The following is a 13,579-nucleotide window of genomic DNA, read 5'->3' on the forward strand; positions in this document are numbered from 1 at the left end:
CAAAAGCGGAAACGCCTGTTTAGGGGCGGCAGGCATAAGAAGGGCTGGCTATGCGGCGCACTTAACCGCATAGCTAGACCAGCTTATGACCGAGCCTCTAGGCGTTGGAGTCTGGATGCGGAATATCGCCTTTCATAGGTAATCCACAGGCCAAGAACTTTATAATTTCCTAAGAATAAACAAAAGACCGCTTCGCCAACTAATGGCGAAGCGGTCTTTCACTTTATAATTGAAATCTTGATATCGTTGCGTTCAAATCATCGGTCAGTTCGCGAAGGGCTGTCACCTTGTCCACTACTTTCCCTATAGACTCTAATTGCTCTTCTGCTGAAGCGGAAATCTCCTCACTGCCTGCCGCCGTTTGTTCCACTACGGCACTAATGTTTTCGGTATTCTCAAGCACCGTAACATTAAACTGCTTCGAATTATTCACACCTGTAACGAGCTCTGTCAACGCTTCCGTAATATCCGCCATTTTATCTTCGATGTTGGCAAATGAATTCAGCGTACGGGTTACATTGCCGTCTTGTGCTTCGGCAATTTCAACACCTTTTCCGACTGATTGTGAAATTGAGCCAAGCCCGCCTTTGATCAGGTTAACCATATCGAAAATCTGTGAAGTCGCGGTTGTTGATTCATCTGCTAGTTTCCTAACTTCCGAGGCAACCACTGCAAATCCTTTCCCCGCTTCTCCAGCACGCGCGGCTTCTATGGCAGCATTCAACGCAAGTAAGTTCGTCTGCGAAGCAATGTTGGAAACTGCCTTGGCCATATCTTCAATTCGTATCGCATAGTGCGTAAATTGCTCAGTCGCTTCTTTAATCGATTCCGATGCTACGTTATTGCTATCAATAAGTTCACGCTGTTCATTGATGGCGCGACGCCCTTCCACAATTGCCTCGTTTGCCATAGCAGCAGAATCAGCAGAATTTCTTGCCCGGCCGACATTAAATTCGAATTCCTCATTCATCCGTTCTATGAGCTCCACGGAATTTTGCAAGTCCTCAGAGATGCTTTGGGTACCCATTGCAAGCTCTTCCGTCGAGAGTGTCACTTGGTTGCTCGCTTCGGTTAGATAACGATTTTCCACTTCAAGCTCTTTTGTGTAGTCATCTACTTTCCGGCTTGCCCCATCAATCGATTGCAATAGCGTCCGCAACTGATTGGTCATGGATGTAAATGAACGATTCAAATGGCCAAGTTCATCATTTTTATCATACTGAATCGGTTCTACGACCAGATTTCCAGATGCGATTTCTTCGGCGTTCATCGCCAACTTTTTAAGTGGATTTGTAATGACGTTCGCAAGTCGGATAATGATTACCATTGTCCCCATGATGACAAATACGCTGCCAATAATTGCGAATGTAATGATGCCTTTAATTTTAGCGGCGAGTGCGTCTTGTAAATAGTCATAATGAGCGGAGGTATAGAGATCTACCATATAAATATCATTGACTATCCCCACGTTGCGAAGCGATTGCCGATTGATTTCCGCGGAGGTATTTTCCTCAATAGCTGCCAGCGCTTCTTCTTTTAATAAATGAAATTTCTCTTGCGCCTTCAAAAGAATTGCCCGTGGTTCCTTCTCTTTAACAAGGCTTTCCGCAACGGAGAACTTTTCAGCAGTGGTCTCCAGTTGTTGACGAACATTGTCTTTATTGCCGTCCGTCATGTTATAAGCAAGTGTGTTCAAACTTTGCATCGACGCTTTCGTTTCAGCATTCACGTCATGAACAGCTAACAGCACATTCAGGTAATCACTACTCGTATTTTGAATGGCTAGCATTCTGACAATAATAACTGCGATCATCAGAATTGATAGGCCAAGCACGAAAAGTGAATTGATCACTATTTTTCTCTTTATTGTCATTTCAGCTTTCCCCCCATCATTCCATTTCCAACGCGGCTTGTTCGATGAGCGCGTCTAACTTACCTTTTTCAGCGTCCGTCAGTTCTAGCCCTCTAAATGGCGCAAGACCTACTCCGTTTTCAGCTAGGCCCAGTTCGTTATGGCCGGATTGAATTGCTCTAGACTCTTTATAGGTATGAATGATATCGAACAACGCACTATCAATATTTTTCATCATAGATGTAATGACGGCTTGTTCTGCATAAAAGTATTGATCACTATCTACACCGATTGCATAGATGCCCCTTTTTTCAGCTTCTTTCAGCATGCCCACTCCTGTGAATCCGGCAGCAGCGTAAAGAACATCCGCCTTGTCATCAATCATCTTCGAAGCAATCTCTGCCCCCAAGCCATCGTTATCAAAGTTATCGGCATATTCATTGAGAATAACGATAGCAGGGTTAACCAACTTTGCCCCTTGGATGAACCCTTTCTCAAATCGTTGAATGACTGGGACCTCCATACCACCGATAAAACCGATTACCTGTGATTTTGAAACAGTCGCGGCTACAATTCCAGCAAGCATACTTCCCTCGTCTTCCTTAAAGGTAATCGACGTAATATTCGCGGCTTCCGAAACGGCATCAACGAGAACGAACTTTTGGTCCGGAAAGTCCAGGGCCACTTTTTCCAGCTCCTGCTGACCAGTAAATCCTAGCGCAAATACTAAGTCATTACCGCTTTCTACAAGTTCTCTGAATCCTTTTTCGTATGTACCTGTTTCCGCAAGTTCCAAGTATTCGACAACAATATCCTCTTCATCCCGCGCCTTTGTCAAGCCCGCGAATGCCAAATCCGAAAACGACTGATCTCCAAGACCATTTTCCGACAGCATGACACCCACTTTTACTTTTCCTTCAAGCGGATCTTTTTCTTCAAGCCCGCAGCCTACAAGTAAGAGTAAAGCTGTTGTAAGAACAATCAATAGTTTTAATTTCATCTCTATCACTCACTTTCATTTACCTTTTCCCTTATATTACATCGGATATAATTTTGATTTGTTGACAAAAAAACTTACGTTGTCCGATGTCTTACAACTGCGTTTTTTCAGACTACTTAAACGAACAAATTAACGGGCCGTGACCAATCATATGTCCTTGCCAAAACGCGGAATATCATCTTCCGACGTTTATCCATAGGCCAAGCATTTTATAACTTCCTACTACAACGAAAAAAAAAGACGTCATGGAGTAAATCCATGACGCCTGTTTTAGTTCATATATATACCCTACTGCTTATACATACACTTCATTAGAGACATTATCTTGCTGAGTATCCGCCATCAATAACAAGTTCCGCACCTGTAATGTATGCAGCTTCGTCTGATGCCAAGAAAAGAACCGCATTCGCAACGTCTTCAGGCTTTCCAAGACGAGCAAGTGGTGTCATTTTCACAAGCGCCGTAACTACGTCTTGTGAAGATTCTAGACCCTTCGTCATCGGTGTTTCGATGATTCCTGGGAATACGGTATTGACACGTACACCATATTGTCCAAAGTCCGCTGCAGCCGCTCGTGAAATCGCACGAACCGCTCCTTTTGATGCAGAATAAGGGTTCAAGCCCATTCCGATAAGTGCTGTATATGAAGAGATATTGACGATTGAACCTTTAGCTGCTTCTTTCATATACGGAAGTACATGTTTCATACCGAGGAATGGTCCAAAACTATTGATATCCGACAGTCTGCGCCAGTCTTCAATTGTAATTTCATTCATCCCTTTTTCCGTAGAAATACCAGCGTTGTTAATTAAGATATCAATCTTTCCAAGCTTAGCCACCACTTTTTCAGCAGCTTCTTTCCACTCTTCATCAGAAGTGACATTCAGTTTAACCGTCATCACATTTTCATAGCTGCCCCACTTTTCTTCAAGTGCTGTTTCATTAATGTCTGCTGCAATTACAGTAGCACCTTCAGCTGTAAACATCTTGACCATCATTTCGCCCATACCTGATGCGCCACCTGTTACGAATGCAACTTTATCTTGTAATCTACCCATTATGACCACTCCAATTCAATATACTTTAACGTCTAAACAATAATCCTTTTTTGATCCACTTGCAATCTATTTGCTTTGGTAATTATGTTGAATTCTGTACATCATTCTACTCATTAAATACAGCTGTATGAATCTTAACCCCTTGTTACTAATGCGTTTTAGGAATACACTAGAAAGAGGAATTCTTTGTAGGAAAACCCTGAAAGAAGTGAATCGAATGTTCAAGGATAACCGTTATCTTGATTACAATGGAGCCGGATTCCGCAAGGATTTGATTGCGGGAATCACTGTTGGGATTGTAGCGATTCCGCTGGGGATGGCTTTTGCAATTGCTTCAGGTGTCAAACCCGAATATGGACTTTACACAACGATTATCGCTGGGTTTATCGTTGCATTATTAGGTGGATCTCGTTTCCAAATCGCTGGGCCTACGGGTGCATTCATCCCCATATTGCTCGCAATTGTTCTTCAATATGGCTATGAAGATTTGCTGATTGCCGGATTTCTAGCAGGTATTTTCCTGGTTATTATGAGTTTTCTCGGTGTAAGTAATCTAATCCATTTCGTTCCAAGATCCGTAACAATAGGCTTTACTACGGGGATTGCAGTCATCATCTTCACAGGCCAACTAGGTAATTTCTTCGGAATTAGCGGTTTAGAAAAAAGAGAGTTTTTCCATGAAAACATGATTAATCTTTTCAATCAGTTTCATACGATAAATATCTTCAGCACAGTCACCGCCTTAATCGGGCTCATCGTATTATTCATATTACCCAAAATAGCACCCCGGATTCCGTTACTACTTATTGCACTACTCATTCCGACTCTCATTTCAATTTTTCTATTCCCAGGGAAAGTTGAAACGATTGGGACAGCCTTCGGTGGAATTCCAAATACGCTACCCAGCTTCCGCTTCCCTCAGATTACGCTGTCGAAATTGGTCAACCTATGGCAACCCGCCCTTATTATTGCCGCACTCGGTGCAATTGAATCACTGTTATCGGCCGTTGTTGCGGATGGTATGAAGAGCGGACAAAAACATGATTCGAGACGCGAGTTATTCGGTCAAGGGATCGCCAATATGATTACGCCACTATTCGGCGGTATTCCTGCAACAGGAGCAATTGCCCGTACAGCTACCAATATCCGGTCTGGAGCAGTCAGTCCCCTATCCGGAGTCGTACAAAGTGTTTTCGTTCTTGCCTTTTTACTCCTTTTCGCGCCGTATGCATCTTATATTCCACTGGCCGCGATGGCACCGATTCTTATGTATGTCGCCTGGAATATGAGTGCGCGCAAATCATTCACACATATTTTAATGATCCGGTCGGGCGACTCAATCGTCTTATTGACAACGTTCCTTTTGACGATTTTCATCGACTTAACGATTGCCGTTCAGGTAGGGATTTTGCTCGCTGCATTGTCATTCTTACGTAAAATGAGTGGTAAACTCAATATAAAGGAAGCGACACTTTCCGATGTTGAAATCATTAAATTCAGTGAGGACGATACATCTTCATTAGCAAAATATACCGTGGATGGCCCTATTTTCTTTGGTACCGCAAAAGTATTCGAAGATAAATATCCAGCAATTTTTCTAACAGGCGCTAAAAAAATCATTCTTGATTTGGAGCACCTATCCGTTATCGATGCGACAGGTGAAGCAGCACTTTACGCACTTCTTGACGATGCAGATAAAGCAGGTGTTCAGATCATTATCAAACGTTTACCGAAAGAGAAATTGTCAGTGTTCAAAAAAAGTGGATTGTATGACCGAATTGGCGAGGTTAACTTTTTCATGTAACTATCCAAGGATTAAAAACATCGCATTCAGCGATGTTTTTTGTTTAGCCATTTAACATAATTAAACCAGTATTTCCAATTAACGAAACTTACTCGATACAAAGACGTATAAGTAGTAGTAGTTTCAAATTCAGCTTGATGTTGAATGACGAGTTAAAAGGGAGGGATCAGTATGAATCTTAAATCTGTTATTGAACATTCTTCATTCCTTATTAAAAAGAGCGCCCGTCGGAAAGTAGAAACCATTCTGTTTGTTTTGCTTCTTGGTTTATTGGTTACAGGCTGTTCACAAACCGAACCAGAGGATAAAAACATCGTTGCGATCCAAACTGTTCTTGAACATGAATTTAATGCACCCGATAAAGAATATATTCGAATGAAGAACGACCCAAGTAACATGACAATTGTAGATCAAAACGGTCTGGTTTCAGCTCCAGAAAAAGATAATGAAATCAACATCTACCTGGAGGATAAATTCATGCCTTATTTCACTGATTTTGGATATAGCGGCAAGGTTCTCTTCCTAACTTTACACTCACCGGCTGACAACAACGGTTATCAAATCGCCGTCGACGAGATTGATGTGGAACCTGTCGAGGGTAGACCCCGGGATTATGACTTTACCGTTCATGTCACGTATCAAAAAGACGGTGGCGACAAAACGAAAACTGAAATTACTGGTCTAGCAACTTGTCCGGAAGAAGGGAAAATAGGGAATATTCGCTACAATAAAGACTATTTTCTGTTTGTAGAAATGTTAAGGGGCAAATGAAAAACGTAAAAAGAGCTAAAACCATTTTCCGGTTCATAGCTCTTTTCTACTATATTCTAAACGGCGGGCACTTTTGTACTCCCCTCTTCTTCAGGTCTTTTCCTCTGAATATACCAAATGACGCCAATCAACACGAGTCCAGTTCCACTAGATAAAAATTCAGGAATTATTAACATTAGCCCAGCACCTAACAATACAAGCCGCTCCCAAATTCTCGAGTTGCGGATGAAAAAGCCAATGACTGCACTACTAATGCCAATCATTCCGATCACGGCGGCTAGAACTCCTATAATCAGTTTCCACACAACTACATCTACAAGCACCAGCATCGGATTATATATGAATACATAGGGAATGATGAATGCTGCAATCGCTAATTTCACAGCAGTAACCCCTGTTTTAAACGGATTAGCTTTTGCTATACCCGCCCCTGCATAGGCGGCCAAGCAGACAGGTGGCGTGATATCGGCAACAATACCAAAGTAGAACACAAACATGTGAGCAGCAAGCGGAGCGACCATGAAATCATTAATCAATGCGGGCGCCGCAATCGTTGCTGTCACAACATAGTTTGCCGTCGTTGGAAGCCCCATTCCAAGAATGATGCAGGCAATCATCGTGAAGAAAAGGGCAAGTATCAGGTGGCCACTTGATAACGCGATAATGCCGGAAGCAAATTTCGCACCGAGTCCTGTAATACTGACGACTCCAGCTATAATTCCCGCAGTCGCCACCGCCGCGATAACTGGCAAGGCAACCCGTGCTCCCTGTTCAAGGATATTAACGATTTGCCGTACATTCATCCTAGATTCCTTTCGGACAAGCGAAACAAGATAGGCAGATAGAATACCAAAGAGTGCTGCCCGTTGTGGCGTGAAGCCTGACATAATGGTCCCGATAATTACGATAAGAGGAATCAGCATATAACCGTCTCTAATTAGTAAATCCTTGAAGTGAGGTAATTCGGATTTAGGCAATCCAATAATCTTTAATTTCTTCGCTTCGAAATGCGTTCCTATGAATATACCCGTGAAATAAAGGATCGCTGGAACGACTGCCGCCAACATGATGGTCGCGTAAGAAACACCAAGGTATTCCATCATAATAAACGCCGCTGCCCCCATCATAGGCGGCATAATCTGTCCACCAGTAGAGGCCGCTGCTTCCGTAGCACCCGCAAATTCTGGCGTGAAGCCGGCTTTTTTCATCATCGGAATCGTGAATGATCCCGAGGCGACTGTATTTCCAACTGAACTGCCCGAAACTGTCCCTTGCAATGCACTCGCCACAACAGCCGCCTTGGCAGTTCCGCCCGTAAACCGTCCAGTTAAAGCGAAGGCGATGTCATTGAAAAACTTCCCGATTGGTGTATGAACAAGAATAACACCGAAAAATAGGAATAGATAAATGAACTTCGCTGAAATCTGTATGGGCGTCCCAAAGATACCACTTTCCCGGTACCAAAGATTTGTCGTAATCCGGTCCATTGAAAATCCGGGATGCGATAGAATCTGTGTCGGAATATATTTCCCTACAAGCGTGTAGATAATGGCCACACTTGCGACAATGACAATCGGCAAACCAACTGTCCTCCTTGTCGCCTCAAGAACCAAAGCGATTCCAAGGATAGAAATAATGATATCGATTGTGCTGTAACCTGATACCCGACTTTGCAAAATCGAATCGAAGAAAAAGATTTTATGATAGGTCACATACATCGCCGTAAATGCTAAGGTGACGTCATACCAAGGAACCTTTTTATGCGTATTTCTCCATTCCTTTTTTGCAGGATAAAGGAGATAGATTATCCCTAAAGCAGTACCAAGATGTACCGCCCCTTGTTTTTGTGAGGGGAGCGTACCAAAATAGCCCGTGTATAGATGAAAAACCGTAAGTGCAACGCCAAGAAATGTTACGACCCATGCCCATTTTCCAATTTTAGTGCGAAACTGATTTTCTTTATCGTACTTCTCTAGGATTTCTTGTGCGTCATTATGCTGTAGTTTTTTCAATTGGCGCCCCCCTCCTATTAGTCACGAGGTTTCATAATTTATTTTAAATCCTCAAGACTTTTAATCTTGGTCTTTTCCCGTGTGACAATCTGAATAACTTCAGGATAAATATGGCCGATAAATGCTGCATTTTTAACTTCGTGCCCTTCAAATTCGGCTTCCCCATTCAACGCTTGCAAGGCCGGAACGTGTACAGACATACCTAGATCCATATGTCCATCACGGATTGTGGATAAATTCTCCACAGAAGCGCCCGTTTCCGTATTCGTTACATGCATGCCATCGATATATTTGTTCCATAAGTTAGCCATTTCTCCACCAAGAGGATAATACGTGCCACCCTGGCTCCCTGTTCCAAGAATAAATTCTTTCTTCCGCTTCTTCGCAACGGCAGTGAGTTCTGCAACTTCATTATCAACGGTTAGCCCTTGTTCTTCGTAATATCTTTTCGCCCCTGGATGGATTAATAGGCCCTCTGCTCCGCGCAATGCATTTTCCAGGGTCATTTGTTTCGCTTGAGCATGTGTATTTTCGCTTGCGTTTTCAATCATACTTTTCGCAATCTCGTACCCTAGCTCCTCGTCGATTGTATCCGTGCTACCCACTAGAATCGCGTATGCAGTCACGGTTTCGATATCTTCCGTAAGAAAATCATACGTTTCTTTTGGGATTGTAAGTCGTCGATAACCTGAATTCTTTTCAATATGTTCAATCGCTTTATCCGACAGCCCAAGCATTTTCACATCACCCGCGGATGCTTGGAGGCTTTCGATACTTGCAGCCGGAAGTCCAAGAATCCCAATTGACACATCGATATTTCCATCTTGAACTCCGTCCGCAGCGTCCCCGAATCCTTCTTGGTATGCTTTGTAATCACCGTCCCCAATTCCATATCCCGCAAGAATCAACTTCGCGACATTATTCGTTTCACTCGCCGCTGGTCCAATCGCGATGTTTTTTTTCCCTCCGCCGCATGCAGATAAGACTAGTACTATTCCTATCACCAGGAAAAATAATACTTGTACTTTTTCCTTCCTCACTTTATAACCCCCTTGTTTAATTTCTAGATAACGTCCTGTGTGAACGCTTTCCAAATAAATAGGTAGATCAGTAGACTGGTAAGTTCATTTTACGTAGCAGCTGTTTGAAATATTCATGTTATCATCCAGTCATATATATAGGTCAGCGGTGTTTTTGTAACCATTAACATAAATAAACCAGTATTTCTACTTACTGAAACTTCCTCAATTCAAATACGAATAAGTAGTAGTTCCACATTCAGCTTTCGGCTTGAAGTTGATTGACTAGTAAAAAAATGGGGGATCATTATGAAACTTGAATCTCTTGAGAAGTCGTACTTACCATATTTCACTGATTTTGTGTATGAAAGTTACGTTTACGCTTATGCCCTCGAATTTCATATAGCAGCAGACACAAATGGCTATCAAATCACGGTCGATAAAAATTGACGTGGAACCAGTCGATGGTAGACCACGGGATTATGACTTTACCGTTCATGTCACGTATCAAAAAGACGGTGGCGACAAAATGAAAGCAGAGATAACGGGACTCGCAACTTGTCCGGAAGAAGGGAAAATAGGGAATATTCGCTACAATAAAGACTATTTTCTGTTTGGAGATATTTTGAGGGGCAAATGAAAACAATAATAGAAAACATGAAAAAGAGCTAAAACCATTATGGTTTATAGCTCTTTTTTTCATTCTAAACGGCGAGCACTTTGGGATTTTCTCTTCAGGTCTTTTCCTCTGAATAAATACTGGTGATATTTCTGGATTTACATTACATATTTATTAAACAATTAGTTAAGACACGTAGTTAAATGCCCGTCCGTCTATCCATTGCTCGAATAGGATGGTAAAGAATGGAGGTGAAAATATGAAATTTTACGATGATAATAATTATAGATGTAATAAATGTATGAACGACTGTTGCCCTTGCCAAAAACCATGCAGAAGATGCTGCAAAGGAGAGAGAGGGGCTACAGGGTCTACCGGTGCCACTGGAGTTACTGGCGCTACTGGCATTATGGGTGCTACTGGCGCTATAGGTGCTACTGGGGTTACTGGGGCTACTGGGGCTACTGGCGCTACTGGGGCTACTGGCGCTACGGGTGATATTGGGCCTACTGGTGCTACTGGTGATATCGGGCCTGCTGGGGCTACTGGAGATATAGGTGCTACTGGCGCTACGGGTGATATTGGGCCTGCTGGGGCTACTGGTGCAACTGGAGATATCGGTCCTGCTGGGGCTACTGGAGCTACGGGTGATATTGGGCCTGCTGGGGCTACTGGTGCTACTGGAGATGTTGGTCCTGCTGGCGCTACGGGTGCTACTGGTGATGTCGGTCCTGCTGGCGCTACGGGTGCTACTGGTGATGTCGGTCCTGCTGGCGCTACTGGTGCTATGGGTGATATCGGTCCTACTGGCGCTACGGGTGCTACTGGTGATGTCGGTCCTGCTGGCGCTACGGGTGCTACTGGTGACGTTGGTCCTGCTGGCGCTACGGGTGCTACTGGTGACGTTGGTCCTGCTGGTGCTACGGGTGCTACTGGTGATGTCGGGCCTGCTGGCGCTACGGGTGCTACTGGTGATGTCGGGCCTGCTGGCGCTACGGGTGCTACTGGTGACGTTGGTCCTGCTGGCGCTACGGGTGCTACTGGTGATGTCGGGCCTGCTGGCGCTACGGGTGCTACTGGTGATGTCGGTGCTACTGGAGCTACGGGTGATATCGGTCCTACTGGGGCTACTGGTGCAACTGGAGATATCGGTCCTGCTGGGGCTACTGGAGCTACTGGAGATATAGGTGCTACTGGAGCTACGGGTGATATTGGGCCTGCTGGGGCAACTGGCGCTACGGGTGATGTCGGTCCTGCTGGGGCTACTGGAGCTACTGGAGATATAGGTGCTACTGGAGCTACGGGTGATATCGGGCCTGCTGGCGCTACTGGTGCAACTGGTGATGTCGGTCCTACTGGCGCTACGGGTGCTACTGGTGCTACTGGTGATGTCGGTCCTGCTGGCGCCACGGGTGCTACGGGTGATGTCGGTCCTACTGGCGCTACGGGTGCTACTGGTGATGTCGGTCCTGCTGGCGCTACTGGCGCTACGGGTGATATTGGGCCTGCTGGGGCTACTGGTGCTACGGGTGATATCGGACCTGCTGGTGCTACGGGTGCAACTGGTGATGTCGGTCCTGCTGGCGCTACTGGTGCTACGGGCGCTACGGGTCCAGCCAGTGGATTATCCCAATACGGGTATATTTACAACACAGGTGCTCAGGTGGTAGCTATAGAAGCTGATGTTACATTTGATACAAATGGAATAATTACACCTGGAATTACGCATGCCCCTGGAACCTCACAAGTTTTATTTACAACTCCGGGAGACTACCAGGTTACTTTTTCCGTGTCGGGTGTAGAACCCAGCCAATTCGCACTATTATTAAATGGTGCAATGGTTCTAGGGACAATTTATGGTTCAGGAGCAGGCACTCAGCAGAACAACAATCAGTCTATTATGACTGTAGCAGCAGGTGATTTTCTAACACTCAGAAATCATTCTTCTTCGGCTGCAGTTACCCTTCAGACTTTGGCAGGAGGCACACAAATAAACGTCAACGCCTCTATTGTCATAATAAAATTAAATTAGTTTTGAAAAATAGCGGATCCTTGCAATTTCAAAGGGTAATTGTAAAGCATTTTTTTAGCTTACAATTCTAATTTAATAGGCAACAAAAATAAAAGAGATCGTCTTTCCATTGCAATTGTAGCAATGGAAAGACGATCTCTATTTTTTATTTATTTATTCAAAAACGATGCTTTTTTCAATGTTTCCGCCAAAACACGCGCTCCGATATCAAGCGCTTCCTTGTTAAACGTCATGTCGGGATGATGGAGCCCTGGACCAAGATCTGCCCCGATGCCAATCATAGCGGCTTTTAAATTCGGATTATGAATCGTGTAGAAATGGAAATCATCACTGCCTGATGTAATGACGTCGGGTGCGTATCCTTCTTCCCCGACCGTTGCCAAAATAGCTTCCCGGGCAATAATTGTCGCTTCTTCGGATACTTCTGCAGCCGGCGTATAATCACTCCATGCCAATTCAATTTCCACACCGTGCATCTGTCCAATTGCTTGAATCCCTTTGGAAATACGTTCCTTCAGCTCCCCCAATACCACATTCGATTGTGCTCTGGCATCGATTGCAAACGACGCAGTTCCAGGAATAATATTGAGACTATCTCCGCCCGCCTGCACTTTTGTCAGTTTTGCTGAGTACGCTTCGTAAGGTGAAAAATGGATTGTTTTCACAAACTGTGCAATCGCAAATAACGGATCGAGTGCATTGTTTCCTTGCTGAGGACGTGCACCATGCGCATCGTCACCAATGATTTTCCCCTCAAGGAACACCGCCGCCCCGTGATGAATTGCTGGTGTCACTTTTCCAAATGGAATTTCTTCCTGTGGGCGCAAATGCACACCAAACAAATAGGAAACGCCGTCGACCGCTCCTCGCTCAATCATCGAGTTTGCACCATTGCCTTTTTCTTCTGCTGGTTGGAAAATAAATCGGATCCGGCTGCCCAGTGCCTCCTGTTGTAAATAACTCAGCGCGCCTAACACCATTGATATATTCGCATCATGCCCACAAGAATGATTCGCCTTATAGACGCCGCCGACTTCCTGCCACAATGCATCAATGTCGGCGCGTACCGCGATAACTCGGTCGCCTTCACCTATTTCTGCGATTACCCCAGTCACATCGTCAAATTTATGGTGGTATACATTCATTTCCGTTAAAATTTCTGCCAATTTCGCAGTTGTCTCTACTTCTTTCCAGCTCACTTCTGGATAGGTATGAAAATGTTCGAACCATTTCCCAATTTTCTCTTTGACTACCAAATAAAACACTCCAATCATTCTGCAGTTCATCGTTATATTATTAAACACTTCACATCTTTCAGAATAACCTATTTTCCGGGAAATATAAAGTTATAGTAGTGATAGTTATGATTGGTTCGCAAGCTATTATATTCCGTTGCCCCCCTCAAAACCAAT

11 protein-coding genes are annotated in these 13,579 nt (G+C 44.2%); 5 read left to right on the forward strand and 6 right to left on the reverse strand.

The features are described from left to right. Positions 1–223: 223 nt before the first annotated feature. The 3 genes from H2672_RS18390 to H2672_RS18400 form a co-directional block, all read right to left on the reverse strand. Complete coding sequence (locus H2672_RS18390; RefSeq protein WP_186673789.1) at positions 224–1,873, reverse strand: methyl-accepting chemotaxis protein; 1,650 nt, start codon at positions 1,871–1,873, stop codon at positions 224–226. A 16-nt stretch (positions 1,874–1,889) separates the two neighbouring features. Further along, positions 1,890–2,852 carry a BMP family lipoprotein gene (locus H2672_RS18395; RefSeq protein ID WP_186673790.1) on the reverse strand — a complete coding sequence of 321 codons (963 nt, stop codon included), beginning with the start codon at positions 2,850–2,852 and terminating at the stop codon, positions 1,890–1,892. A gap of 320 nt (positions 2,853–3,172) precedes the next feature. Then, entirely contained in the window at positions 3,173–3,910 is a 738-nt protein-coding gene (locus H2672_RS18400) for an SDR family NAD(P)-dependent oxidoreductase (protein ID WP_186673792.1), read from the reverse strand. Positions 3,911–4,127: 217 nt separating this feature from the next. On the opposite strand from H2672_RS18400, the gene H2672_RS18405 reads away from it, so the two are divergent. Beyond that, on the forward strand, positions 4,128–5,714 hold the full coding sequence (locus tag H2672_RS18405) for a SulP family inorganic anion transporter (RefSeq protein WP_186673793.1): 1,587 nt from the start codon (positions 4,128–4,130) through the stop codon (positions 5,712–5,714). 171 nt (positions 5,715–5,885) lie between these two features. After that, positions 5,886–6,485 (forward strand): hypothetical protein, encoded by a 600-nt coding sequence (locus H2672_RS18410; RefSeq protein ID WP_186673794.1) that lies wholly within the window; start codon positions 5,886–5,888, stop codon positions 6,483–6,485. 56 nt (positions 6,486–6,541) lie between these two features. On the opposite strand, the gene H2672_RS18415 is transcribed toward H2672_RS18410, so the two are convergent. Continuing rightward, positions 6,542–8,497: a TRAP transporter permease gene (locus H2672_RS18415; protein WP_186673795.1), complete on the reverse strand. Its 1,956-nt coding sequence runs from the start codon at positions 8,495–8,497 to the stop codon at positions 6,542–6,544. Positions 8,498–8,535: 38 nt separating this feature from the next. Continuing rightward, entirely contained in the window at positions 8,536–9,537 is a 1,002-nt protein-coding gene (locus H2672_RS18420) for a TAXI family TRAP transporter solute-binding subunit (protein ID WP_370569708.1), read from the reverse strand. A 288-nt stretch (positions 9,538–9,825) separates the two neighbouring features. Between H2672_RS18420 and H2672_RS18425 the strand changes: the two genes are divergently transcribed. The 3 genes from H2672_RS18425 to H2672_RS18435 all read left to right on the forward strand — a co-directional run bounded on the left by H2672_RS18425 (position 9,826) and on the right by H2672_RS18435 (position 12,167). Next, positions 9,826–9,966 carry a hypothetical protein gene (locus H2672_RS18425; protein WP_186673797.1) on the forward strand — a complete coding sequence of 47 codons (141 nt, stop codon included), beginning with the start codon at positions 9,826–9,828 and terminating at the stop codon, positions 9,964–9,966. Then, on the forward strand, positions 9,935–10,156 hold the full coding sequence (locus tag H2672_RS18430; protein ID WP_186673798.1) for a hypothetical protein: 222 nt from the start codon (positions 9,935–9,937) through the stop codon (positions 10,154–10,156). The genes H2672_RS18425 and H2672_RS18430 overlap by 32 nt, the downstream gene beginning before the upstream one ends. A gap of 238 nt (positions 10,157–10,394) precedes the next feature. Further along, positions 10,395–12,167 (forward strand): BclA C-terminal domain-containing protein, encoded by a 1,773-nt coding sequence (locus H2672_RS18435; RefSeq protein ID WP_304626135.1) that lies wholly within the window; start codon positions 10,395–10,397, stop codon positions 12,165–12,167. A gap of 149 nt (positions 12,168–12,316) precedes the next feature. Here the strand turns inward: H2672_RS18435 and H2672_RS18440 are convergent, their stop codons facing one another. Continuing rightward, positions 12,317–13,423: an amidohydrolase gene (locus H2672_RS18440; RefSeq protein ID WP_186673799.1), complete on the reverse strand. Its 1,107-nt coding sequence runs from the start codon at positions 13,421–13,423 to the stop codon at positions 12,317–12,319. Between the last annotated feature and the right edge of the window lie 156 nt (positions 13,424–13,579).

It is taken from the genome of Sporosarcina sp. BP05 (genome assembly GCF_014282005.1).
Classification (GTDB): Bacteria; Bacillota; Bacilli; order Bacillales_A; family Planococcaceae; genus Sporosarcina.